Raw genomic sequence first — 24305 nt, 5'->3', positions numbered from 1 at the left:
TGACAACCGGTGATCACGCGGATGTGAACGATTCGGACGAGAGGACGGCCGGGCGCGGGATCGGCGAAGGGGATTAGACCGGTCCCGGCGGACGTTCACCCCATATGATGCTTCGCAAGCGCCCCGACGTCCTCGACCTCCTGGTGCCGCTCCGGCGCTACGCCCGGTCCCTGACGCGCGATTCCGCCCAGGCCGACGACCTCGTGCACGACACCCTCGTGCGCGCCCTCGAGCGCCAGGGCACCCTGCGGCCGGGGACCAACCTGCGCACCTGGCTGATGACGGTGCTGCACAACGCCTTCATCGACGACCAGCGCCGCCGCAAGGTCGAGGCGCGCTACGCCGACGCCCTCGGTCACATCGTCGAGGAGGCGACGCCGCCGGCCCAGGAAGGCCATGTGCGCCTGGCCCAGGTGCGCGAGGCGTTCGGGCGCCTGCCGGCGGAACAGCGCGAGGCCCTGCACCTCGTGACGATCGAGGGGCTGGCCTACCAGGAGGCGGCCGACGTGCTCGGCATCCCGATCGGCACGCTGATGTCGCGCCTCGGGCGGGCGCGGGCGGCGCTCCGCACCATCGAGAGCGGCAGTGCGTCCCGCCCTCCGGCCCCCGAGGAGGAGGCACGCGCCGCGCCGCGTCTGCGCGTGGTCGATGGCGGGGCCGGCCCCGCGAGGGCGTCGTGATGACCCGAGAGCATGCAGCGGAGGCGAGGATGGACCCGATCACCGAAACGGACCTGAACGCCTACATCGACGGCCAGCTCGATCTCGGCCGGCGGATCGAGGTCGAGGAGCACCTGTCGGCGCGGCCCGAGGTGGCGGCCCGGGTGATGGCCGACCTGCACACCCGCGACGCGCTCTGCGCCGCGTTCGGGTCGGCGCGGGACGGCGCCGTGTGGGCCGGCCCGACCCCGGAACGCCTCGCCGCGGCGGCCCGCCGCCTCGACCGGTCCCTGACCTGGCGCCGCGTCGGCGCTCGGCTGCAGCGCGCCGCGGTGATCGCGATGCTGGTCGGCACCGGCTGGCTCCTGCACAACGAGACCGGTGATTTCGGCGTGCAGAACACGAACGCCTCGACGCATTCGCCGGCCTTCGTCGAGGACGCGCTCCAGGCCCGCCAGGCCGCCCAGATGCGAGCCCGCGTCGCCTCGCAGCGGCCGACGCCGGCCTACGACCGGCGCGAGGTCGAGGCGGCGACCGGCATCGCCCTGCCCGACCTGCCGGCCGACTGGCGCGTCGACGACATGCAGATCTTCCCCTCGCGCAGCGGCGCGGGCGTCGAGGTCGCGATCGATGCCGGCAGCCTCGGCAAGGTCGCGCTCTTCGCCACCCGCTCGGCCGATGCGGCGGCGCACGCCCCCGCCATCGTCCGCTCGCCGGAGGCCGTCACGGTCTACTGGACCGCCGGGCGCGGGGCCTACGCCCTGAGCGGGTCGGGCAGCGAGCCCGATCTCGGCCGCGCCGCCGCCACCCTGGCGGCCCTGCAGCACTGACCCCCGCCACCCGTCATCCCCCCCGGAGCGACCTCCCCGATGAACACCCCCTTCGCTTGGCAGACCCACGCCGCCCCCGCCGGCGCGGTCTTCGACGAGGGCCTGCGGCGGCACATGCTGCGGGTCTACAACACGATGGGCCTCGGCCTAGCGCTGACCGGCCTCGTGGCGCTCGGCGTCTCCTCGACCCCGGCGCTCTACAAGCCGCTCTTCGGCACGCCGCTGAAATACGTCGTGATGCTGGCCCCGCTCGCCTTCATCATGGTCCTGTCGTTCCGCGCCGACCGGATCTCGGCCGCCACCGCCCACGCCCTGTTCTGGACCTTCTGCGGGGTGATGGGCCTGTCCCTGGCCTCGATCTTCCTGGTCTTCACCGGCACCAGCATCGCCCGCACGTTCTTCATCACCGCGGCGATGTTCGGGGCGACCAGCCTGTACGGCTACACCACCAAGCGCGACCTCTCGAAGATGGGCTCGTTCCTGGTGATGGGCCTGATCGGCCTCGTCATCGCCAGCCTGGTCAACATCTTCCTGGCCTCATCCGCGCTGCAATTCGCGATCTCGCTCATCGGCGTCGTGATCTTCACCGGTCTGACCGCCTACGACACCCAGTCGATCAAGGAGCAGTACGCCGAGAACTGGGGCGAGGAAGCCAAGTCCAAGCTCGCGGTGTTCGGCGCCCTGTCGCTCTACCTGAACTTCATCAACCTGTTCCAGATGCTGCTGAGCCTGACCGGCGAGCGGGAATAGGCGACGAGCCGCCCACAGGGACGGACCCTCGACTTGATGCCCGCCTGCCCCGCGAGGGATGGGCGGGCTTTTTGATGTCGCGCGGCGCCCGCGACGGCGCGACCGGCCCCTTGACCTCGCGCCGCCCCAAGCCCCACACCGCGCCGCAAGAGGCGCATCCCATGTCCGACATCCTGGTCATCGACAACTACGATTCCTTCACCTGGAATCTCGTCCACCTGATCGGGCCGCTCGCCGGCGCGGTCGAGGTCGTGCGCAACGACGCGATCACCGTGGACGAGATCCGCCGCCGCGCGCCCGACGCCCTGGTGCTGTCGCCGGGGCCGTGCACGCCGAGCGAGGCGGGCGTCTGCCTCGACGCGGTGCGGGAGTTGAGCGACGAGATCCCGATGCTCGGCGTCTGCCTCGGCCTGCAGGCGATCGGCCAGGCCTTCGGCGGCGACGTGGTGCGGGCGCCGGCCCCGATGCACGGCAAGGTGTCGAGCGTGCGCCACCGCTCGACCGGGCTGTTTCGCGGCATCAACGGCCCGTTCGCGGCGACGCGCTACCACTCGCTCGTCGTCGAGCGCACGACCTGCCCTCAGAGCCTCGTCGTCACCGCGGAGGCCGACGGGCTGATCATGGCGCTCGAGCACGCCGAGCGGCCGGTCCACGGCGTGCAGTTCCACCCCGAGAGCATCCTGTCGCAGCACGGCGAGACGATGGTGCGCAACTTCCTCGACCTCGCCGCCGCCTGGAACGCCAAGGCACGGAATCCGGCCGTCCGGGGTGACAAGCGCGGCCGAGATGTGCATTGACGGGGCCGGTCCCTAAGCCCGCGCTGAGATCAGGCTCGTTATCGTCATGGACTCGTTCAAGCCCTACCTGGCGAAGGTCGCCACGGGCGCCGCGCTGACGCGCGAGGAGGCGCGGCGCGCCTTCGATCACCTGCTCTCCGGCGAGGTGACCCACGCCCAGGCCGGCGCCTTCCTGATGGCGCTGCACGTCCGCGGCGAGGCTCTGGACGAGATCACCGGCGCCGCCGCGGCCCTGCGCGAGCGCATGACCCGCGTGGTCGCGCCCGAGGGCGCGGTCGACATCGTCGGCACCGGCGGCGACCATTCGGGCAGCTACAACGTCTCGACCCTGGCCTCCATCGTCACCGCCGCCTGCGGCGTGCCGGTGGCCAAGCACGGCAACCGCGCCGCCTCGTCGCGGTCGGGTGCCGCCGACGTGCTGTCGGCGCTGGGCGTCGGCATCGGCCTCACCCCCGACCACCTCGCCCGCTGCCTCGCGCAAGCCGGCCTGTGCTTCATGTTCGCCCAGGCGCACCACGCCTCGATGCGGCACGTCGCGCCGGTGCGGGTCGAGATCGGCACCCGCACCCTGTTCAACGTGCTCGGGCCGCTGTGCAACCCGGCCGGCGTGCCGGCGCAGCTCTTGGGCGTCTACGCCCCCTCGCTCGCCGAACCGATGACCCGGGTGCTCGCCGAGCTCGGCAGCCGCCGGGTCTGGACCGTGCACGGCTCCGACGGCCTCGACGAGATCACCACCACCGGCCCGACCGCGGTGGTCGCCCTGGAGGACGGCGCGATCCGTCGCTTCACCCTCGATCCGCGCGAGGTGGGCCTGCGCCTCGCCCAGCCCGAGGAGCTGCGCGGCGGCGATCCCGCCCACAACGCGGCGGCCCTGCGCGCCGTGCTCGACGGCGCCCGCACGCCCTACCGCGACATCGGCGTCCTGAACGCCGCGGCCGCCCTGGTGGTCGCCGGTCGGGTCGGGAGCCTGCAGGACGGCGTCGCCCGCGCCGCCCAGGCGATCGATACCGGCGCCGCCCGGGCGGTGCTGGAGCGCCTCGCGGTCGTCTCCACCACTTAGTTCTCTCATGAAACTCCCGATCACCGCCTCGGCTTGCTGTGGCGGCGACATTGCGGCGGGAGTTTCGTGAGGGGCACTTAGATCGCATCCGGGCCGCCCGCCCGGACCGCTTTCCTGTTATACCCGATCGACCCCCGACATCCCCGAGGGGAGGCACGGCCTTGTCCGACATCGACACGACGCACCCGGAGGACGAGGCCCGGCCGCGCCCGGCCGACATCCTCGCCCATATCGAGGCCTACAAGCGGCGCGAGATCGCGGCGGCGAAGCTGCGCGTGCCGCTCGCCGAACTCGAGAAGCGCGTCGCCAAGGTGGACCCGCCCCGGGGCTTCGCCGACGCGCTCGCCGCGCATGTCGCGCAGGATCGCTTCGCGCTGATCGCCGAGATCAAGAAGGCGTCGCCGTCCCGCGGCCTGATCCGCGAGGATTTCGATCCGCCGGCTTTGGCCCGCGCCTACGAGGCGGGCGGGGCCGCCTGCCTGTCGGTGCTCACCGACGAGCCCTCGTTCAAGGGCAAGCCCGAATACCTGACGGCGGCCCGCGATGCCTGCGCGCTGCCGGTCCTGCGCAAGGACTTCCTGTTCGAGCCCTACCAGGTGGTCGAGGCCCGGGCCTGGGGCGCCGACTGCATCCTGGTCATCATGGCGAGCCTCGACGACGAGGAGGCCGCCGCCCTGGTCGAGACCGCCCACGATCTCGGCATGGACGTGCTGGTCGAGGTGCACGACGAGGCGGAGCTGGCGCGCGCCCTGCCGCTGGGCACGCGGCTCATCGGGGTCAACAACCGGTCGTTGCGCACCTTCGAGGTCTCCCTCGACACCGCCGTGCGGTTGAGCCCGCTGGTGCCCAAGGACCGGATCCTGGTCGGCGAGAGCGGCATCGGCGGCCACGCCGACGCGCAGGTGCTGGGCCGGGCGGGCATCCGCACGCTGCTCGTCGGCGAGAGCCTGATGCGGCAGGACGACGTGACGGCGGCGACGCAGCGGTTGCTGTTCGGCGATCAAACCTGATCCGACGGGAGCGGTTCGGATTCACGCGGCCAGGAATCCGATCAGGGCCGCGTTGACCGCCTCCGGCTCCTCGTGCTGGAGCCAGTGCGTCGCCTGGGGGAAGTACCGCACGGAGCCCTGCGCGCACAGGCGCAGGCTCTCGACTGCTAGCCCCCGCTCGAGCGCCGTGTCGCGCTCGCCCCACAGCACCAGGACCGGCGGCCGGATCGGCCCCGGGGCCGGATCGCGCGGGAGGCGCAGGGCCCGGTACCAGTTCAGCATCGCGGTAATCGCGCCGGGCCGGCGCCAGGTGGCGGCGTAGGCCGCGAGATCGTCGGGCCCGAAGGTGCCGGGGCGGCTCGACGCGGTGAGCGCGCGCTTCAAGGCGGCACAATCGCCGGCCCGCAGCAGGGCCTCCGGCAGGCCGGGCAGCTGGAAGAACCCGACGTAGAAGCTGCGCAGGGCCTGGCTCGGATGCCGCCGGGCATAGGCGCCGAAGACGTCCGGATGCGGCGCGTTGAGGATCGCCAGCCTGTCGATCCGCTCGGGGAAGCGGGCGGCCACCTGCCAGGCGACGAGCCCGCCCCAATCGTGCCCGACGAGGCGCAGGCGATCGGATCCGAGCGCGTCGGACAGGCCGATCACGTCGTCGGCGAGCCGGTCGAGATGGTAGGCGGAAACGCCCTCGGGCCGGCTCGATTCGCCGTAGCCGCGCTGGTCCGGCGCCACGACGTGCAGGCCGGCGGCCGCGAGCGGGCCGATCTGCCGCTTCCAGCTCCGGCATGTCTCGGGAAAGCCGTGCAGCAGGACGGTGAGCGGGCCGTCCGCGGGACCTGCCTCGGTCACGTGGAGCGTGAGGCCGCGGACCGGGATGCGCCGCGTCGCGGGCTCGGGGGACGTCGTCACGGCTCTCTCCCGCATGCGGCGGCTGGCGAGAGTCGAAACGCCGGCGCACGATACCGGATCCGCGATCGGAAGCGTTGCTGCGACGCATCACCTGCGTCGTGGATGTCACGGAACGCCCAGCGGGCCCTTGCCAGCCGAGCGGGCAGGGCCTAGCTTGGTTGGGCAACGCGGCGATGGCGTCGCGGCGTTGCTGCCCTCTTTGGGCGTTTCCTCCCTAGACTTGGGCCACACTTCGGTGTGGCCTTTTTCTTAGGTGCGAGGGCTCCTGTCAACGGCCAAGCCGGCCTCGACGGCCCTGATTTCACGTCATTTCACGCATCGCGGCAGAGGCTTGGCCCCGACCGGCGCCAGTATCGGGCCCGGCGCCCCGGCGGCGTTCATCATTCGTAAAACACGGGTGCGAATGCACACTGCACGGCCGCGCTTCGGGCCCTATACGGCACCAATCGTACGGCAGAGGAGGCTCGGCGGTGATCAGGGAAAGACTCGACGACATCCGCTTCATCGTGACGCTCGCGGCCGTCGCGGCGGCCGGCAGCGTGCTCGCCACCTTGTTCGGCTGAGCCGCAGCCGCTCGATGTCTGGAGTTATGCTGGCCGGCGGTCGCGCTGCATTGTCGTTCCGGACGAGACTTTGAAGGCGGGACGTCCCCCGTTCCGGACGCCGGTTCAGGCGGCGACGGGGGCTCGGGCACGGTGGTCGCGGGGGCGGCGGGGCCAGATCAGGCGGCCGAGCGCCGTACCGGCCCGGCGGCAGAACAACGCGGCGCCGAGGAACCAGGCGAGGCCGAGCCAGAGCCCCTGGAGCACGGCGAGCAGGCCGGATCCGAGCACCAGGGCGCCGCGGCCGAGGAGCGCCAGCACCGCGCGGGTGCGCCCTCCCATCCCTTCCGACAGGCGCGCGACGCGGCGCAGGTCGTCGGCATTCTCCGCGACCGACAAGGCCTGGAGAGTGCCCCGGGTGCCGAGCCGTGCCTGGATCCGGGCCGACTCCTCGCCGACGGCGCGGATTTCCCGAAAAGGCCCCGGGCGCAGCACGCCCACGGTGCCCCGGCGCAGGGCGGTGAGATCGAGCCGGCCGGCCGCGGCGGCGGCGAGCCCCAGGGCCTCCCGGTCGACGGATGCGGCGGCGGCACGGGTCAGGCGTGCCGCCAGCGGGCGCGACAGCTTGCCGGTGCGGGCGGCGAGCTTCAGGGTCGTGGTGCCGGCATGGACCGGCACGCTGGAGCCTAAGGACAGGACGGTCGCCCCGGTCAGGGCCAGCCCGGCGGCGGCGAGGCCGAGGAGCAGCGGATCGTAGGATTCGCCCCGCGACAGCCGCCCGCCCTCGCGCCACAGGTCGCGCAGGTCGCCGTAGCCGACGAGGTCGCCCGCCACCGCCCCGGCGAGGCCGGCCGGGCCGGCCCCCTCCCCGCTGACGAATCCGGTGGCGGCCTCCGCCAGCGCCCGGCGCGGTGCGTCCGCGGCGAGCGTCTCGACCCGGGCCCGCCGCTCCGGCGAGACCGGCACCCCGCGCGCCTCGGCCAGCGTCAGGAAGCTGCGGGCGAGGTCGTCGTCGCCGGCCGCGACCGCCGCGTCGAGGCCGGCCCCGATGCGCTCGGCATCGGCGATGCCCGGCAGGCGCAGGGCCGCGAGCGCCTCCGGGTCGTCGGCGGCCGCGCGCAGGTGCCAGGCCCGGTCCGCGGCGGGCAAGAGCACCGGCGCGGCCGCGGCGAGGCCGGCGGCGCACAGCGCGAGGAACGCACCGGCCGCACGCCGGCGTCCCGGATTCGGGGCGGGATCCTCCATCGCCCCGGCCCCGTCAATCCTGCTGGCGCGGGCGCCGGGGCGGCCGGGCGGCCATGGCCGCGGAGGCGAGGGCGTCCGTGGGCGCACCCGCGGTGTCCTTGCCGGCCGCGGGCTTGCCGTGGGCGGGCGCGGCCCTGCCTTCAGCGGCCGTCTTGGCCGCCGTCTTGGCGGCCGGTCCGTTCTGCACTGGGACGTCGGGGGCCGCGGCCTTCGGGTCCGCTGCCTTGGTGTCTGCCGCCTTGGTGTCGGCTGCCCTGGGGTCTGCCGCCTTGGCGGCCGTCTTCCTGGCGGGTGCCTTGACGGGCTTGGGCTTCGGCGCCGGGGCCGCGACCGGCGCCAGGGTCCCGGCGAGGGCCATCAGGTGCCGGCGATGGAGCACCGCCGGCCCGTCCTTCAACTCGGGATGGTGCTTGTCGAGGCGGGTCGCCAGGGCCTTGACCTCGGCGTCCTTCAGCCCGTCGACGATCAGCGCCAGGGGCTGCGGCCCGAGCGCCTCGCGCACCGCGCGCAGGCCCGGGAGATCGAGGGACCTGGCCTTCAGCTGCTTGGTCACCAGGGCGTGGGCGGCCTTGGTCACGTCGCTGCGGATCGCCGGAAAGGCCTCGGGCGCCTCCGCGATCGCGCACAGGACCGCGAGGCCGTCGATCTCAAGCGCCATCCAGGGCCTCCTTCAGCTCGGCCACCACCGGCGTGATCACCTCGCCGATCAGGTCGCGGGTGGCGTCGCGATACTTGTTGGCAAAGGTCTGATACTCGAGGGTGAGCGCGTTCGCCAGCGCCGCCGATTGCGGCACGCGGGTGCGGAACAGGCGGAACCGCGCGTCCTGCGCCGCGGCGCTCGCCTGCAGGGTGGCGAAGGTGGTGGCCTGCTGCTTGGTGTTCTGCCAGCGGGTGATCAGGACGTGCGGCGGCCGCCTGGGCGCCAGCATGCTCTCCGAGGCGCTGCCGACGCCCCAGATCGTCTCGTAGAACGCCTTGAGGCCGTAGGTGGACAGGAAGTCCGAGATGCAGGCGACCACCACGAGGTCGCTCGCCCGGATCGCCACCTCGGTCATCGGCGAGATGCCAGGCGCGCAATCGAACAGCACGTAGTCGTACTGGTCGCGCAGCGGCGCGAAATCCTCCTGGAAGAGCTTCCACAGGTGGCCCTCGATAGCGTGCATCGAGAACTTGCGCTTGGTGAGCGCGTAGATGATCTCGCGCTCGACGATGCGCAGCGACGGGCCGGAGGCGAGGAGCGAGATCGGCAGCGGCTCGCCGAGATGGGTGGTGCTCGAGACGTGGGCGCGGATGAAGTCCGGCAGGGCGGCCTTGTCCCGGTCGACGATGCGCAATCCGAGATAATAGTCGAGCGTGCGCCCGCCGGTGATCATCTCGGCGAGGATCGCGTCGCCGGCAAAGCACACCGATGCGCTGGCCTGGGGATCGAGGTCGATCACCAGCACCGAGGCGCCGCCGGCCGCGAGCGCGTCGGCCAGCATCACCACGCTGGTGGTCTTGCCGACGCCGCCCTTCATGTTGGCGACCGCGACGAGCTTTCCCGTCGGGAGCTTGCCGGTCATGGGGATATCCGTGGGGCGCAAGCACGGCGCCGCGGTGCGGCAGGCGGACGGAACGGGGCCATCGGGGCTCTCTTCACGGCGAGGCCTCTTTCCACCACCGGTGCTCGAGTCGAGTCAATGCCGGTTGCACGATCCGGCGACGTTGCCCGGTCGCGGCCGGCGCTCAGCCGCCCGAGCAGCGGGTGTAGCTCGCCGAGCCGCGCTCGCTCGCCCAGGTCAGGCGGTTCCCCGCCACGGTCAGGCGCACCCGCGAGGTCCAGCGTCGGCCGGCGGCCTGGCAGGCGGCCGTCGTGGTCCAGGTCCGGCCCTCGCGCCGCGTGTCGTGGAACCGGCACAGGGTCTTGCCGGCCCGGGCGCTGCCGGGCCGGATCACCGCCGGCAGGAAGCCGTGGCGGGCAGCGCGGCGTTTGGCGCAGGCCGCGGCACTCGGGCCCCAGACGCCCGCATAGGCCGGCGCCTCCTCCTCGTCCCGCTCCGCCTCGGGCATGCGCTCGACCTCCGCGGCGGGCGCGCGCGGCCCGGTCCGGGCCTCCCGGCGCGGATCGGGCGGCACGCGCGGCCTCCCGCGGCCGGCCGGGGCGGGTGCCCGCTCCTCCGCCTCGTCGTCGGGCGCGAGATCGCCCGCCGGGGCGGGCTTCACCGGGCCGAAGCCCGTCTCGCCCTGGGCCGTGCCGCGTGGCGCCGGCTCGCCGCGGCCGGGATCCGGCGTGGCGAGGTCCGATCGCCCGATCCCGGCCTTGCCGCCTTCGTTCCTGCCACCTTCGTTCCTGTCGCCTTCGCGCTTGCCGCCCTCCGGGGAGGCCCGGTCGCGGATGGCGGTGCGGCCCGGCGGCTCGCGCCAGCCGCCGGACGACGAGGCCGCCTCGTCCGGCACCGCGTCCGGGGGCGGGGCGCGGCGGCGGAAGATCGGCACCGTGGAGCGGTAGGGCTTCGAGAGCACCGGCGCGTCGGCGGGCATCTCGAGATCGGACTGCGCGACGGCGCGGCCGACCCCGGTCAAGCCGGCGGCGGCAGCCAGCCCCAACAGGCCGGCCACGAACAGGCCCGCGCGGTGAAACGCCCTCATGCTACCCCCAGGGTGCCCCGGCCGATGCCGGCGGTCACGTCGTCGAGCGCTCGCAAGCCATTGTGGCCATTGGTTCAGGGCCGCGAGAATGCGTCAAGTCGTCGGTGCCGCGAAGTCGGCCGGACCGGAGGCCCGGCACCCTGGTCGCCTCACCGGCGGAAGATGCCCTTGAAAAGCTGCGCCGTGCGATTGCGCCGGCGCTTGCGCGTCAGCTCGGCCGCGTCCCGCATCCAGGTGACCTGCACCACCCGGCGCTCGCCCGCGAAGGGCCGGTGGCCGTGCCAGGAGGTGTCGCCGCGCAGGAAGGCGAACATCGTCCCCATCGTGGGCGGCACCTCGACCGCGTAGGGATCGAACCGCTCGCCGTCGTAGAGCACCCGCAGGCGCCCGGCTTCCGGCGCCTCCCAGGCGTCGTTCAGGTAGAGCAGGAGCGTCAGCACCTTGGCGGCTCCGTCGGTGTGGATCGCCCCGTATTTCGGCTGCGAGCGGCCCATCACCGTGGTCAGCCGCGGATGGGAGACGAGGTCGATCCCGAACTTCTCGCCCAGCACCCGCGAGACGGCATCGCCCTCGAGCTCCGCGACCAGATCCCCGAACCGGCCCGAGAGGGCGACCTCGTCCACCGTGAGGTAGCCGGGCTTGGCGATGGCGGGAAAGTCGCAGGCGAGCGCGGGCACCGCCTCGGGCCGGATCACCTGCCGGCCGAGGACGTAGGGGTAGGGCGCCCGCGCAAGCGGCGCAGCGCGCACGGCGTCGAGATCGAGGACCGGCGCGGCCGGGGCGGACGAGATCACCGGGCAAGCTGCCGAAAGGGAAGGACAGGATGGGGAGGCGTCGACAGGGAAAGCATGGGCTGCTCGCGCGCGTCGGATCTTGCGGCCGTCCGGCCGGACGGTGGGCGAGGCGCCGATCATCGGATCCGATTGCGGCGGCGGCGCGGCGTGGCGGCCCGCCGTCCTGCCGGTTCTCCGGCGTTCACGTCTTGGCGAGCAAGGCTTGGCGATCAAGTGTCTCTCACAAAACTCCCGATCACTGCCCCGGCTTGCTGCGGCAGCGACATTGCGGCGGGAGTTTTGTGAGGTGCACCAAGGCCCGGCGAGCGCATCCCGGCGAGAGCCCGGGACGCCCTCGGCGTCGGGGCCCGCGCCGAGATGGACGCGGTTTAACTTGCAACGGCGACGGTGCCATGGTCCTGCCACGGGACCCACCCATGGCGGAACGGCCGACGGGCGGCGCCGAGCGCCCGCGCCCCGACCGCACCCCTTCACCGGCTCGCCCTCCAGGCGGGCCCGCCCAAGGCCCGCCCCCGGGCGGCCCGGAGACCGCGATGCACGGCTTGAAGCAGGCCCTCCTGCAGATCTGGCGCCTGGCCTATCCCTACTACACCACCCGCGAGGTCACGACCGTGCGGCTGTGGCCGCTGCCGGCGGTGAAGATGCAGGAACGCTGGGTCGCGCTCGCCATGGCGGCCCTGGTGATCGGCATCGAGTTCGCCCAAGTGGCGATCAACGTGCGGATCTCGTACTTCAACCGCGACTGGTTCAACGCCATCCAGAGCAAGGACGCGGCGGCGTTCTGGTCGCTGCTGTTCTCGGTGTTCTGCTTGTGGGCCGCGGTCTATGTGGCGAGCGCGATCATCCAGTACGTGATCCAGTCGTTCCTGCGCATCCGCTGGCGGGCCTGGATGACCCGGCACTACGTCGAGCGCTGGCTCGGCAACGACACCCATTACCGCATGGGATTCTCGGGCGCCCAGGCCGACAACCCCGACCAGCGCATCGCCGACGACATCGACCAGTTCACCCAGACGACGCAGTCGCTGGCCATCAACGTCATCTCGACCGTCTCGAACCTGATCTCGTTCTCGGTGATCCTGTGGAACATCTCGTCGGCCTTCACGGTGCCGGGAACCGACTGGCACGTGCCGGGCTTCCTGGTCTGGGGCGCGCTGATCTACTCAGCGCTGGTCACCTGGATCACCCACCGCATCGGCCGGAAGCTCGCCGGGCTCAACTTCGAGCAGCAGCGCCGCGAGGCGGATTTCCGCTTCTCGCTCGCCCGCCTGCGCGAGTATGGCGAGCAGGTGGCGCTGCTCGACGGCGCCCGGGCGGAGAAGGTCTCGCTCGGTGAGCGCTTCGCCTCGCTGATCAAAAACTTCTACGCCATCGTCGACCGCCGCAAGAAGCTCGCCGCCTTCACGGCCAGCTACCAGCAGGTCAACGCGGTGATCCCCTACGTCCTGGTGGCGCCCTACTACTTCGCCGGCCAGATCCCGCTCGGGGTGATGACGCAGACCGCCGGCGCGTTCGCGCGGGTCGAGGGCGCGATGTCGTTCTTCATCACGTTCTACGTGACGCTGGCCGACTACAAGGCGCAGGTCGACCGGCTCACCACCTTCGACGCCGCGATGAGCCGGGCCGACGCGATGGCGGCGGCCAGCGCGCTCTCGGTCGTCCCGGCGACCGATCGCGGCCTGCACCTCAAGGGCCTCGCCCTCGACATGCCGGACGGGCGGCGCATCGCCGAGGCCCCTGCCCTCTCGTTCCGGCCCGGCGAGACGACGCTGCTCACCGGCCCCTCGGGCTCGGGCAAGTCGACGCTGTTTCGCGCCATCGCGGGCATCTGGCCGTTCGGCGAGGGCTCGGTGACGACGCCCGAGGGCGCCCGCCTGATGCTGCTGCCGCAGCGGCCCTACCTGCCGATGGGGACCCTGCGTGCCGCCGCCACCTACCCCGAGCCCGCCGGCAGCCGCGACGACGCGGCGATCCGGGCGGCCCTGGAGGCGGCGCGGCTGCCGCACCTCGCCGGGCGCCTCGACGAGGAGGCGCCCTGGGCCCAGGCCCTGTCGCTGGGCGAGCAGCAGCGCCTCGCCATCGCCCGGGCGCTTCTGGCCAAGCCCGACTGGCTCTTCCTCGACGAGGCCACCGCCGCCCTCGACGAGCCGACCGAGGCCGCGCTCTACCGCATGCTGCGCGTGGAACTGCCGGACACCACCATCGTGTCGATCGGCCACCGCTCGACGCTGACCGCCTTCCACGACCGGCGCATCGACATGGCCCGCCGCGAGGACGGCCGCTTCGTGCCGACCGACCTCGCCGCGGCGGTGCCGGCGGAGTAGCCGACAACGGGGCGACGAAGCGCCTTGACGCGCCGCGTCGCCCCGCCTAGAAGCCGGCTCACAGGGCGCGTAGCTCAGCGGGAGAGCATTCGCTTCACACGCGAAGGGTCACAGGTTCAATCCCTGTCGCGCCCACCACCCTTGATACAGTTTCGATCGGTCGAGCCGTGGCACCCCACGCCACATCGCCTCGATGATCGGAGTTTCGGCCTTCGACGGGCGTGCCTCCGGGCTCCTCGTCTCCCGCACCTCGGCCGAGCCGGGCGCGTAGCTCAGCGGGAGAGCATTCGCTTCACACGCGAAGGGTCACAGGTTCAATCCCTGTCGCGCCCACCATTTTCCCCGAAGATCACGACGGGGGCGAAGTCCGAACGACTTTCACCGTGGTCTCGTCGGTCTCTTCATCATCCCGAGTTCCGCGTCGCAGCAACGGGATCCATCGACGGATCCGTTTGACTTGCGGGATGATGGCTTCGGCGATTCTTGCGTCCCAGCCCTCGACGTCATCCGGAGATGCCGGCCCATCGAGGATGGGCCGACCTCGGAACGAGGTTGCAGGGTCGTGAGCCACCTCGACATCACGTCACGCAGGCTGCGAGCGTGTCGGCCCGCCGCGCCGGCACTCAGGCCGCGCCCGGATCGAGCCGCCGCACCGCCTCGAACAGCGCGTCGAAATGCTGGATCACCACGTCCGGCTCCAGCTCCTCCACCGGCACGTCGGTATAGCCGAACGGCACCGCCACCACCGGGATGCCGGCCGCCTTGGCGGTGGCGACGTCGGTGCGGGAATCGCCCACCATCACGGCACGGGCCGGATCGCCGCCGGCTTGCGCGATCGTCTCGGTGAGGTGGCGCGGATCGGGCTTGAAGTACGGGAAGGTGTCGCGGCCGCAGATCGCCGCGAAGCGTCCCTTCACGCCGAGCAGCTCCAGGAGGCGGACCGAGTGCTCCTCGGGCTTGTTGGTGCAGACCGCGAGCCGGTAGCCCGCCGCCTCGAGCCGGTCGAGGGACTCGATCACACCGGGAAAGAGGTGCGAGACCTCGCACAGGTGCTGGCCGTAATGCGCCAGGAAGACCCGGAACAGCGCGTCGAGCTTGGCCGGCGTGAGCTCGCGCCCGCCGGCCGAGAAGCCGCGCTGGATCAGCGCCCGGGCGCCCGCCCCGATCAGCTCGCGCGCCTGCGACAGAGCCACTGGCGGCAGCCCTTCCTGCGCCAGGATCACGTTCAGCGTGCCGATGAGGTCGCCGGCCGTCTCCGCCAGGGTACCGTCGAGGTCGAACACCACGATCGGCGCGAGGCCGGCGGCGGTCGTGGGGGTGGGGGCTTGGCTCGGCATGGAATCTCGCGGCTGGCGGCGGGGTGTGGCGCCTCCTTTACAGGCCGGACATGCACGGGGCCATGCCGGTTGCCCAAAACGACGAAGGCCCGCCGGCGCACCGACGAGCCTTAAGGGGCAGGGTCCACGTTCCAGGGTGCGGGTGCGCTCTCGCGCGGCACGATTGCGATGGCCGTCTCGGCCCCGTGCCGCATTCAGCCCGCCCTGGAGCCACTATCCCTGTCGCAAGTAGTCCGGTGGAGTTTCCTGGTCACCGGCATCGGTCTGTGTCGCGTGAGGGCTGCAACCTTGAGAATTCATGGCCACCTCCTCGAGTTCTTCTCGACGAGGATCATGCTGCTCCTCTATCGATATGGGGTCAAGAGGGATTCGTAGCCGGCTGGTCGCGATCTTCGTGCGGCTTCGAAAACTTAACGACACATTAAAAATGCACCCGTCTTCCTCTGCGTCGAGCGTGCCGCGCGCGGTGGCGTCGATAAGCGAGGGACGTGAGGCGCGACGCCCCTGAAACGACGAAGGCCCGCCGGCGCACCGACGAGCCTTAAGGGGCAGGGTCCACGTTCCAGGGTGCGGGTGTACTCTCGCGCGGCACGATTGCGATGGCCGTCTCGGCCCCGTGCCGCATTCAGTCCGCCCTGGAGCCACTATCCCTGTCGCAAGTAGTCCGGTGGAGTTTCCTGGTCACCGGCATCGGTATGCGTCGCGTGAGGGCTGCAACCTTGAGAATTCATGGCCACCTCCTCGAGTTCGACTCGATGAAGACTATGCTGCCCCTCCTCCCGGGAGCGGTCAAGGGGGATTCGTAGCCGACTGCGCGAACGGCGCTCCGGGTCCCGGATCCCGCGCCGTGGATCCACGGCCGGCCGGTCGACGATCCGATGCCGCCCTGCCGCGATCCGGGATGCCGGAAGATTCGCGAGTTTTCGCGGGGTTCGGACGGATCTCGTTAAGCCTGCCGGGCGATCCGGCGGGAATATACTGCAAGTTGCAGTCGCGAGGACGCCTCCGTCCGCTGCGGAATGCAGGTCATGATTCGTTATCCGCGCCCGATTACCGGATATCAACGTCCGGTCGCCAGTCTCCCGATCGTGAAATCTCGAGCGATGGACTGGTGGAATCGAGCCATGCGGCCGATCGTGAAGCACATCGCGGCCCTCGCCCTCGGCCTGCCGCTGTGGGGCAGCGCCGGCACCGCCGCGGTCGAGCCGCGCATGGCCGGGGCGGTGCCGGCGGCGAGCGACCTCGACGCCCTGCTGTGGCCGGCCGGCGCGGCGGCGCGCCGGGTCGACCAGTACGGCGTGGCGCTGACCGCCGCCGACCTGCGCGACCGGATCGTGGCCGTGTCCTTCGTGGCGCCGGATTGCGCCATCGTCTGCGTCGCCCGCACCCTCGACCTCGAGCGGGTGGCCCAATCGCTCCCGGACGGCCTGCGCGAGCGCGCGGTGTTCCTCGCGATCGGGTTCGGCGGTTCGTCCGAGACTCTGCGGGCTTTCGCGCACGGCACCGTCGGGGCGAGGTCTCGGCTTCGCGTCCTTTCCGGGGATCCGGCCTGGAGCACCGCCCTCGCCCGGATGCTGCGCTATCCGGCGACGGCGCTGCCGGAGCCGCCGCCGCAGATCCTGCTGTTCGACCGGCGCGGCGCGGTCGCGTCGAATTACGGCGGCGACCCGGTCGACCGTCCGCGGCTCGCCGGCGACATCGCCCTCCTCGACACGTTCGCGCAGGGCCTCGACGCCCCCCGCTAAAGCCGGCGTCGCGCCCCTCCCGTCCCCTGCTCCCCGCCTCCCGTTCCCGCACCGCCCGTGCGCCCTCCGCTCCGGAAGACCCGACCATGACCGACCCCGCCCGCGCCGCGATCCGGCGCTCGACGCGCCTGCGCGACGCCGCCCTCCTCTCCGCCACGATGCTGGCGACCGGCCTCCTCTCCCCGGCCGAGGCCGCGCAGTTCAGGGTCGTCGTCGCCCCGGTCGCCGACCCGATGATGACGGGCCTCCCGCTCCCCGACGCCGCCCCGGCGACGGGCGTGTTCTCGGGCGTGCAGGGCTGGCCGATGAACGCCGTCACCATGAGCCTCCTGCCGAGCGGCAAGGTCCTGTCCTTCGGCACCCCGGGGGGCAATCCCGGCACCCAGGACGGGCGCACCTTCGACACCTGGGACCCGACCCAGGGCTTCGGCGGCGGTCACGCGACCTTCAGCGGCGTCGGCGGCATCAACAGCTTCTGCGCCGCCCAGGCCTTCCGGCCGGACGGTTCGCTGCTCATCGCCGGCGGCATCTTCGACAACGGCAACGACAAGGGCAGCCTGCTCTTCAAGGGCACCGGCACCGGGGTGACCGCGGTGGGCGCCAAGCTCGCCAACGACCGCTACTACTCGACCATGCTGACCCTCCCCAACGGCCAGCAGCTCATCATGGGCGGCTCCTACCCCTATCTCGGCGGCTGGGCCGACCCGCAGGGGAGCATCGACAAGGGCTACATGACCGGGATGACCCCGGAGGTCTTCGACGGCACCCAGTGGCGGACCCTGTTCGGCGCCAAGAGCCGCGACGCGTTCGGGCCGGACAACAACAGGTGGTGGTATCCCCGCGCCTGGGTCGCCCCCAACGGCAAGGTCTTCGGCATCAGCTCGGAGAAGATGTGGTTCCTCGATCCCGCCGGAAACGGCGCCGTGACGGTGACGAACTTCAAGGAGCCGCAGCGCAACGCATCCTCGGCCCTCGATGCGCCGAATGTCGGCCCGGTCTCGACCGCGGCGATGTTCGATACCGGCCGCATCCTGCAGGTCGGCGGCAACAGCTACGACAACGGCAACGGCTTCCTGTCGAGCAGCCGCGCCACGGTGATCGACATCAACGGCGGCGCGCCGGTGGTGACCGACACCGCGCCGATGAGCGTCGGCCGCGCCTGGGCCAACGCCACGGTGCTGCCGACCGGCCAGGTCGCCGTCACCGGCGGCAGCAAGTGGAACGACCGGGCCGACGGCGACACCGTGCTGCAATCGGAGATCTGGGATCCGAAGACCGGGCGCTGGTCGGCGGGCGCGTCGGGCGGGGTCTATCGCGGCTACCATTCGAGCGCGATCCTGCTGCAGAACGGCGCCGTGCTGCTCGCCGGTGGCGGCGCCCCGGGCCCGGTGGCGAACCAGAACGCCGAGGTGTTCTACCCGCCCTACCTGTTCACCACCGTGAACGGGAAGACCGCGCTGGCGCCGCGCCCGCAGATCGTCAGCCTCTCGACCGTGCAGCTCCAGCACGGCCAGGCGATGCAGGTCGAGCTGACCTCGCAGAACGGCCTCGCCCAGGTGGTCCTGGTCGGCCTGAGCGCGACGACGCACAGCTTCAACGCGGCCCAGCGCCGGCACGCCGTCGCCTTCACCCAGGCCGGCACCGCCGTGACCGTGCAGGCCCCGGCCTCGGCCAACGTCGCGCCCCCCGGCTACTACCAGCTCGTCGCGATCGACCAGAAGGGCGTGCCCTCGCCCGGCGTGATCGTGGCGCTCGGCGCCGGCGTCGCGGCCCCGAGCCAGGTGTCGGCGCCCGCGGTCGCGGCGGCCGGAACCGGGACCGGCGGCGGCCAGGCGGGCGGCGGAGCCGGCGGCACGGGCGGGGGCGGCACCGGCACAGGGACCGGCGGCACCGGCACGACCGCGGCCACCGGCGCGGCGGTAAGCCTGCAGGCGAGCAACTACCCGACGAGCTACCTCGCCAATGTCGGCGGCACCGCGCGGCTCGTCGTGCCGGCCAGCGCCGCCGACCGCCAGCAGGCGACGTTCCGGCTGATGCCGGGGCTCGCCGGTCAGGGCGTGTCGTTCCAGTCGAGCACGGCGTCCGGCCAGTACCTGCGCCACCAGAACTTCCAGATCTACCAGCAGGCCAACGACGGCGGCGACGTCTTCAAGCGCGGCGCGACCTTCACCCCGCGGGCGGGGCTCGCCGGCAATTGCGGCTGCAATACCGGCCCGTGCACGTCCTACGAATCGATCGACTGGCCGGGCTACTACCTGCGCCACCAGAACTTCAGCTTCTACATCGCCCAGTCCGACGGCGGCGACCTGTTCAAGCAGGACGCCTCGTTCTGTCCGGCCCCGGGCCTGACCCCCGGCGCCGCGGTGCTCAAGGCCCAGCATTCGGGCCTCTGCCTGTCGATCGCGGCCGGCGATACCAGCGACGGCGGGGTCGTCTCGCAGCAGGCCTGCACCGGTGCGGCCGAGCAGACCTGGACCCCGACGGCCGGCAACGGCGGCACGGCCTACGTCAACAAGGCGTCCGGCAAGTGCCTCGATCTCAGCCTTCTCAAGCCCCCGGCCGCCCCCGGCACGCCGATCGCCCAGTGGGTCTGCAACGGCGGCACCAACCAGGCCTGGACGGCGCGCGCGCAGAACGGCGGCAACGCGCTGGTCTCGGTCAACAATGCCGGGCTCTGCGTCGACGTCTGGGGCGGCTCGACCGCGCCCGGCGCGGTGACGGCGGCCTGGACCTGCCACGGCGGCGGCAACCAGACCTTCCTGTCGCAGTAGCAGCCCCGGCCCGGACGCGGCCCCGCAGGGGGCCGGCGCGGCGCGGGACATCCCCTCCTCGAATCGAGCGGGAGATGCCCTCTCCCAGTCGGGAGAGGGGGACCGGCGATCGGAGCCGGCGGTCGGTCCGCTCAGCCCCGCGCCCGCCGGCTCTCGTAGGCCTTCAGGTGGGTGTAGGCCGCCGCGAGGTGCGGCCGGTCGCCGTCGGGGTCGGCCGCGCGGCCGCGATCGAGAAGGTCGCCGACGATGTGGTCGGCCTCGATCCGGGCGCCCTTCTCGATGTCGCGCAGCATCGAGGCCGTGAAGCCGGAGCCCGCCGCCGTCAGGGTGCCGCGGCTCGTCTCGGCGAACTTCTCCCGCGGCGCCTCGCCCGCCGCCGCCGCGATGGCGCGGCATTCCTCGAACAGGCCGAGCATGACCTCGCGCCCGCCCGGGGCGGCGACGATGTCGCCCACGGGCGCCCGCATCAGGCAGGTGCCGGCGGCCAGCGTCGCGAGGAAGACCCACTTCTCCCACATCTCGAGCAGGATCTTCTCGCTGAGCCTGGCCGCGAAGCCCGCCCCCTCCATCACGGCCGCGACCCGGGCGATGCGCGCCGAGCGCGTTCCGTCCCGCTCGCCGAAGGTGAGCGCGTGCAGCTCGCTCATCTGGACGATCGTGCCGTCGGGCGCGAGCGTCGCCGCGATGGCGCAGGAGCCGCCGAGCACCCGCTCGCGCCCGAAGCGGGCATCGAGGGCGTCGAGATGCGCCATCCCGTTGAGGATCGGCAGCACCATCGTGTCCGGACCGACCGCCGGGGCGACGTCGTCGAGGGCGCCCGCGAGGTCGTAGGCCTTGCAGCTCAGGAGCACGAGGTCGAACGGTGCGGGGATCGCGCCCGCCGTCACGGTCTTCGGCGCCTCGATCCGGAAATCCCCGAGCGGGCTCCTGACCGGCAGGCCGCTCTCCGCCAGCCGCGCCGCCCGGGCCGGGCGGACCAGGAAGGTCACGTCGCGCCCCGCCGCGGCGAGCCGGGCCCCGAAATATCCACCGGTCGCTCCGGCGCCCACCACCAGCACCCGCATGCGGTCTCCTCCTGCCCGTCCTGCTTCACAGAAGCTTCGCATTCCCGACGGCTTCGTCCAAGGTGCCCATCGGTCAGGCTGTCTTCGCGGGGGTGCGACGGTGCGGGGTTTGAGGGGGCGGATGCCCGGGGCGCGGGATCTCGCCGGGTTGTGGGCCCGTCGCGGCCTGTTCGTGGTCGGCGGCATCGCGGTCGGCGGCGCGGCGGTGCTGATGGCGACGCTCGCGGATGCCGCGCAGGCGGGCTTCCGGGTGGTACTGGGGATCTCCCCGCTGATCGCGCTGGTGCTCACGCCCTTCGGCTTCGGGCTCGCGGCCCTCCTCGCCCGCACGGTCTTTCCCAATTCGCAGGGCAGCGGCATCCCGCAGGTGATCGCCGCGCGCGACATCGCGGAGCCCTCGTTGCGCCACCGCCTGATCTCGCTGCGGGTCGCCGCCGGCAAGATCGTGGTGATGACGCTCGGGCTGTTCTGCGGTGCCTCGACCGGGCGCGAGGGGCCGACGGTGCAGGTCGGCGCGGCCCTGATGGCGGCGGCCGGGCGGTTCGCGCCGGAGCGCCAGCGCGGGCTTCTGCTCGCCGGGGGCGCCGCCGGCGTGGCGGCGGCCTTCAACACGCCCCTCGCCGGCATCGTGTTCGGCATCGAGGAGCTCAGCCGCTCCTACGAGGCCAAGACCTCGAGCCTGATCCTCGGGGCGATCATCGCGGCGGGCCTGACCTCGCTCGCGCTCGTGGGCAACTACACCTATTTCGGCACCACCGGCGACACGCTGCCGCTCGGGCGGGCCTGGGCGGTGGTGCCGGTCTGCGGCGTGCTCGGCGGCCTGTTCGGCGGGCTGTTCAGCCGCATCGTCATCGCGGTCTCCCGCGGCCTGCCGGGGATGGCCGGGCGCTTCGTCGCGAACCGGCCGGTGATCTTCGCGGCGCTGTGCGGCCTCGGCGTCGCCCTGTGCGGGCTCGCGACCGACGGGCACATCTACGGCACCGGCTACGAGCAGGCGAAGGCGCTTCTGCACGGCACCGCCGAGACCCATGCGTGGTTCGGCCCGATGAAGTTCGTCGCCACCACGCTGTCGTCGATCAGCGGCATCCCGGGCGGGCTGTTCGCGCCCTCGCTGGCGGTCGGGGCGGGCCTGGGCGCCGAGGTCGCCGGGCTGTTCCAGGGCGTGCCGGTCGGCGCCGTGGTGCTGGTCGGCATGGTGGCCTACCTCACCGGCGTGCTCCAGGCGCCGATCACCTCGTTCGTGATCGTCTCGGAGATGACGGAGAACCACGCCCTGGTGATCCCCCTGATGGTCGCGGCGCTGATCGCGGACGCGACCTCGAAGCTCGTCTGCCCCGAGGGGCTCTACCACGCGCTCGCCGAGCCGATGGTCGAGCGCCTCACCGGGCGCCCGGCCCACGCGCCGCAGGTGAACGGCCCGGCTTGAGGACGGGCCGTCGTCAGACCTTGCGCGGGCGGATCGTCAGAGCGGCAGCGCGCCGACCTGGGCGAGGCGGCGGTTGTGCTCGTGCCACAGCCGCAGCAAGCCGGCGAGGAGACCGGGGGCGGCGGGACCGGTCGCGGGGGTCGACGGGGAGGCCATGGATTTCGGCTCCGAAGTGGGAGGGGACGGGGAACGCTCCGGTTCCTGTCCGGACCATGGGCGTTATGCTGCATCGCAGCAAACGGCGATCTCGCAACTGCGATATGCTTTGATCGCATGCAGCGGGTGCCAATTCGCCGAATTGCACCGGTCGTATGCATGAGCCGCCGGACTCGGCGGCATTCTGCGCGAATCCGCACCGTTCTCGTCAGCGCCGGCCGAACAGACGTTCCACGTCGGACAGCTTCAGCTCGACATAGGTCGGGCGGCCGTGGTTGCATTGGCCGGAGAACGGCGTTGCCTCCATCTCGCGCAACAGCGCGTTCATCTCCTCCGGCCGCAGGCGGCGCCCGGCCCGGATCGAGCCGTGGCAGCTCATCCGCGACAGGACCGCGTCGAGGCGGCGGGCGAGCGGGTCGGCTCCGCCCTCGGCGAGCGCGTCGACCACGTCGGTGAGCAGAGCCCGCAGCGACCCGCCGGCGAGTGCGGCCGGCACCTCCCGCACCAGTACCGCGCCGTGGCCGAAGGCTTCGAGGACGAGACCGAGATCCTGCAGGGCGTCGGCCGCGTCGGCGAGCCGGTCGGCCTCTGCCGGGTCGAGCTCGACCACGTCGGGAATCAGCAGGATCTGGCGGGCGATGCCGCCGCCTTCCCGCTCGCGCTTCAGCCGCTCGTAGACCAGCCGCTCGTGGGCGGCGTGCTGGTCGACGATGACGATCCCGTCCCGGGTCTGGGCGACGATGTAGGTCTCGTGCAGCTGCGCCCGCGCCGCGCCCAAGGGGTGGGCGGTCTCCGCCGCGGTCGCGGGCGCCTCGGCGGGCGCCCGCAGGTCGGCGCTCGGGGCGGCGAGGTCGCCGGAGAACTGCGCCTGGGCCGCCTCGCGAAAGCCGCCCGCCTCGGGCGGTCCCTCGTAGGCGGCCTGATCGGGCTCGCGCGCGCCCCATGGCGTATCGCCTGGCGCCTCCCTTGCCGCCTCCCTTGCCGCCTCCCAGGGCGTCGCTCCGAAATCGCGCGCAAAATCCTCGATCCGGCCCGAGCCCGCCGGCCGCGACGGCACGGTCTCGTCGCGCCGCGCGAACAGGCTCGCGGGCGCCCGCGACGCCGACGAGGCCGGCACCGCCCCTTGAGCCGGCAACGGCGTTTGCGCCGGCCGCAGGCTCTCCAGGGTGCGGGCCGCGACCGTGCCGGAGCTGCGCCCGCCCTCGCGGCGCAGGGCCTCGTGGATCGCGCTGACGATCAGCCCGCGCACGAGGCCCGGATCGCGGAAGCGCACCTCGGTCTTGGCCGGGTGGACGTTGACGTCGACGAGCGCCGGATCGCAGGTCAGCGCCAGCGCCAGCACCGGGTGGCGGTCGGAGGCCATCACGTCGGCATAGGCGCCGCGCACCGCCGAGAGCAGCAGCCGGTCGCGCACCGGCCGGCCGTTGACGACGAAGTGGACATGGGTGGCGGCCGCCCGGTGGAAGGTCGGCAGGCCGACATGGCCGTCGAGCGCGAAGGCCTCGCGCTCCAGGCTGAGCGGCGCCGAGTTGGCGCCGAAGTCGGGCCCCAGCACCGCGACGAGCCGGCGCAGCCACGAGCCGGGCCCGGCTTCGGCCGGTAGCACGAGGCCGGCGGTCGTCGACCCCTCGCTGCTGAGGGTGAAGCGGATCTGCGGGTGGGCGACCGCGAGGCGGCGCAGGATCTCGCCCACCGCCGTCGCCTCCGCCCGGTCGGATTTCAGGAACTTCAGCCGCGCCGGGGTGGCGGCGAAGAGGTCGGTCACCTCGATCCGCGTCCCGGGCTGGCCGGCCGCCGGGCGCACCGGCCCGCGCTCGCCGGCATCGACCACGATCGAGTGACCGCTCTCGGCACCCGGCACCCGCGATGTGATGGCGAGGCGGGCCACCGCGCCGATCGAGGGCAGCGCCTCGCCGCGAAAGCCCAGGGTCTCGATGCGCTCGAGGTCGCCGTCGGGCAGCTTCGAGGTGGCGTGGCGCTCCACCGCCAGCGCCAGGTCGCCCGGCCCCATGCCGCCGCCGTCGTCGACGACCCGGATCAGCCGCCGGCCTCCGGCGGCGATCGTCACCGCGATGCTGGAAGCGCCGGCATCGATCGCGTTCTCGACCAGCTCCTTGACCGCCGAGGCCGGCCGCTCGACCACCTCGCCGGCGGCGATGCGGTCGACCAGCACCGGGTCGAGGCGGCGGACCTGCGGGCGCCCGAGGGGTGAATCGCTCATGCTCGGAATATAAGGAGCGCGCGGCCGCGCCAGAAGGGACCGGCCGGCGCGGTCCACCGGA

Annotated in this window: 19 protein-coding genes and 2 tRNA genes; 12 read left to right on the top strand and 9 right to left on the bottom strand. The window is 72.6% G+C overall.

Annotation, left to right across the window (positions count from 1 at the left end; all coding sequences use genetic code 11):
- The first annotated feature begins 104 nt into the window (after nucleotides 1-104).
- The 6 genes from V3T34_RS19010 to trpC all read left to right on the top strand — a co-directional run bounded on the left by V3T34_RS19010 (nucleotide 105) and on the right by trpC (nucleotide 5106).
- A complete protein-coding gene (locus V3T34_RS19010) occupies nucleotides 105-680 on the top strand; it encodes a sigma-70 family RNA polymerase sigma factor (RefSeq protein ID WP_060848078.1) in 576 nt (191 codons plus the stop codon).
- A 29-nt stretch (nucleotides 681-709) separates the two neighbouring features.
- The gene (locus tag V3T34_RS19005) at nucleotides 710-1489 is read left to right on the top strand and encodes an anti-sigma factor family protein (protein ID WP_305077244.1); all 780 of its coding nucleotides are present in this window, start codon (nucleotides 710-712) and stop codon (nucleotides 1487-1489) included.
- Nucleotides 1490-1528: 39 nt separating this feature from the next.
- Nucleotides 1529-2239, top strand: coding sequence for a Bax inhibitor-1/YccA family protein (locus tag V3T34_RS19000; RefSeq protein ID WP_060848080.1), 711 nt, complete (start codon nucleotides 1529-1531; stop codon nucleotides 2237-2239).
- Between the two features lie 161 nt (nucleotides 2240-2400).
- On the top strand, nucleotides 2401-3036 hold the full coding sequence (locus tag V3T34_RS18995) for an anthranilate synthase component II (RefSeq protein ID WP_305077245.1): 636 nt from the start codon (nucleotides 2401-2403) through the stop codon (nucleotides 3034-3036).
- 46 nt (nucleotides 3037-3082) lie between these two features.
- A complete protein-coding gene (gene trpD, locus V3T34_RS18990) occupies nucleotides 3083-4096 on the top strand; it encodes an anthranilate phosphoribosyltransferase (RefSeq protein ID WP_091884101.1) in 1014 nt (337 codons plus the stop codon).
- 161 nt (nucleotides 4097-4257) lie between these two features.
- Nucleotides 4258-5106: an indole-3-glycerol phosphate synthase TrpC gene (gene trpC / locus V3T34_RS18985; protein WP_060848082.1), complete on the top strand. Its 849-nt coding sequence runs from the start codon at nucleotides 4258-4260 to the stop codon at nucleotides 5104-5106.
- A 21-nt stretch (nucleotides 5107-5127) separates the two neighbouring features.
- On the opposite strand, the gene V3T34_RS18980 is transcribed toward trpC, so the two are convergent.
- The 6 genes from V3T34_RS18980 to V3T34_RS18955 all read right to left on the bottom strand — a co-directional run bounded on the left by V3T34_RS18980 (nucleotide 5128) and on the right by V3T34_RS18955 (nucleotide 11200).
- On the bottom strand, nucleotides 5128-6006 hold the full coding sequence (locus V3T34_RS18980; protein WP_060848083.1) for an alpha/beta fold hydrolase: 879 nt from the start codon (nucleotides 6004-6006) through the stop codon (nucleotides 5128-5130).
- A 653-nt stretch (nucleotides 6007-6659) separates the two neighbouring features.
- Nucleotides 6660-7778, bottom strand: a complete 1119-nt coding sequence (locus V3T34_RS18975) for a hypothetical protein (protein ID WP_331369264.1) — start codon at nucleotides 7776-7778, stop codon at nucleotides 6660-6662.
- Between the two features lie 13 nt (nucleotides 7779-7791).
- A complete protein-coding gene (locus V3T34_RS18970) occupies nucleotides 7792-8436 on the bottom strand; it encodes a hypothetical protein (protein ID WP_305077247.1) in 645 nt (214 codons plus the stop codon).
- Nucleotides 8426-9340, bottom strand: coding sequence for a ParA family protein (locus V3T34_RS18965; protein ID WP_305077248.1), 915 nt, complete (start codon nucleotides 9338-9340; stop codon nucleotides 8426-8428). Before V3T34_RS18965 ends, V3T34_RS18970 begins: the two co-directional genes overlap by 11 nt.
- A gap of 163 nt (nucleotides 9341-9503) precedes the next feature.
- Complete coding sequence (locus V3T34_RS18960) at nucleotides 9504-10406, bottom strand: hypothetical protein (RefSeq protein ID WP_305077249.1); 903 nt, start codon at nucleotides 10404-10406, stop codon at nucleotides 9504-9506.
- A gap of 149 nt (nucleotides 10407-10555) precedes the next feature.
- Nucleotides 10556-11200, bottom strand: a complete 645-nt coding sequence (locus V3T34_RS18955) for a 2OG-Fe(II) oxygenase (protein WP_305077250.1) — start codon at nucleotides 11198-11200, stop codon at nucleotides 10556-10558.
- A 533-nt stretch (nucleotides 11201-11733) separates the two neighbouring features.
- Here V3T34_RS18955 and V3T34_RS18950 point away from each other — a divergent pair.
- The 3 genes from V3T34_RS18950 to V3T34_RS18940 all read left to right on the top strand — a co-directional run bounded on the left by V3T34_RS18950 (nucleotide 11734) and on the right by V3T34_RS18940 (nucleotide 13860).
- On the top strand, nucleotides 11734-13524 hold the full coding sequence (locus tag V3T34_RS18950) for an ABC transporter ATP-binding protein/permease (RefSeq protein WP_305077251.1): 1791 nt from the start codon (nucleotides 11734-11736) through the stop codon (nucleotides 13522-13524).
- A gap of 63 nt (nucleotides 13525-13587) precedes the next feature.
- Nucleotides 13588-13662 (top strand) — tRNA-Val (locus V3T34_RS18945).
- Between the two features lie 123 nt (nucleotides 13663-13785).
- Nucleotides 13786-13860, top strand: a tRNA-Val gene (locus V3T34_RS18940).
- Nucleotides 13861-14147: 287 nt separating this feature from the next.
- Here V3T34_RS18940 and gph read toward each other — a convergent pair.
- Nucleotides 14148-14861: a phosphoglycolate phosphatase gene (gene gph / locus V3T34_RS18935; RefSeq protein ID WP_305077252.1), complete on the bottom strand. Its 714-nt coding sequence runs from the start codon at nucleotides 14859-14861 to the stop codon at nucleotides 14148-14150.
- A 1124-nt stretch (nucleotides 14862-15985) separates the two neighbouring features.
- Here gph and V3T34_RS18930 point away from each other — a divergent pair.
- Nucleotides 15986-16606, top strand: a complete 621-nt coding sequence (locus V3T34_RS18930; RefSeq protein ID WP_305077253.1) for a thioredoxin domain-containing protein — start codon at nucleotides 15986-15988, stop codon at nucleotides 16604-16606.
- A gap of 86 nt (nucleotides 16607-16692) precedes the next feature.
- Nucleotides 16693-19377, top strand: coding sequence for an AbfB domain-containing protein (locus tag V3T34_RS18925; RefSeq protein WP_305077254.1), 2685 nt, complete (start codon nucleotides 16693-16695; stop codon nucleotides 19375-19377).
- 131 nt (nucleotides 19378-19508) lie between these two features.
- Here V3T34_RS18925 and panE read toward each other — a convergent pair whose 3' ends face one another.
- Complete coding sequence (gene panE / locus V3T34_RS18920) at nucleotides 19509-20441, bottom strand: 2-dehydropantoate 2-reductase (RefSeq protein WP_305077255.1); 933 nt, start codon at nucleotides 20439-20441, stop codon at nucleotides 19509-19511.
- Between the two features lie 121 nt (nucleotides 20442-20562).
- Here panE and V3T34_RS18915 point away from each other — a divergent pair, with 121 nt between their 5' ends.
- A complete protein-coding gene (locus tag V3T34_RS18915) occupies nucleotides 20563-21867 on the top strand; it encodes a chloride channel protein (RefSeq protein WP_305077256.1) in 1305 nt (434 codons plus the stop codon).
- A 364-nt stretch (nucleotides 21868-22231) separates the two neighbouring features.
- Here V3T34_RS18915 and mutL read toward each other — a convergent pair whose 3' ends face one another.
- The gene (mutL, locus tag V3T34_RS18910) at nucleotides 22232-24244 is read right to left on the bottom strand and encodes a DNA mismatch repair endonuclease MutL (RefSeq protein WP_305077257.1); all 2013 of its coding nucleotides are present in this window, start codon (nucleotides 24242-24244) and stop codon (nucleotides 22232-22234) included.
- Between the last annotated feature and the right edge of the window lie 61 nt (nucleotides 24245-24305).

The sequence above is a fragment of the Methylobacterium ajmalii genome (genome assembly GCF_036448855.1).
Taxonomy (GTDB): Bacteria; Pseudomonadota; Alphaproteobacteria; order Rhizobiales; family Beijerinckiaceae; genus Methylobacterium; species Methylobacterium ajmalii.
Note: the sequence above shows the minus strand (reverse complement) of the source record. Positions and strands in the feature narration are given on the sequence as shown.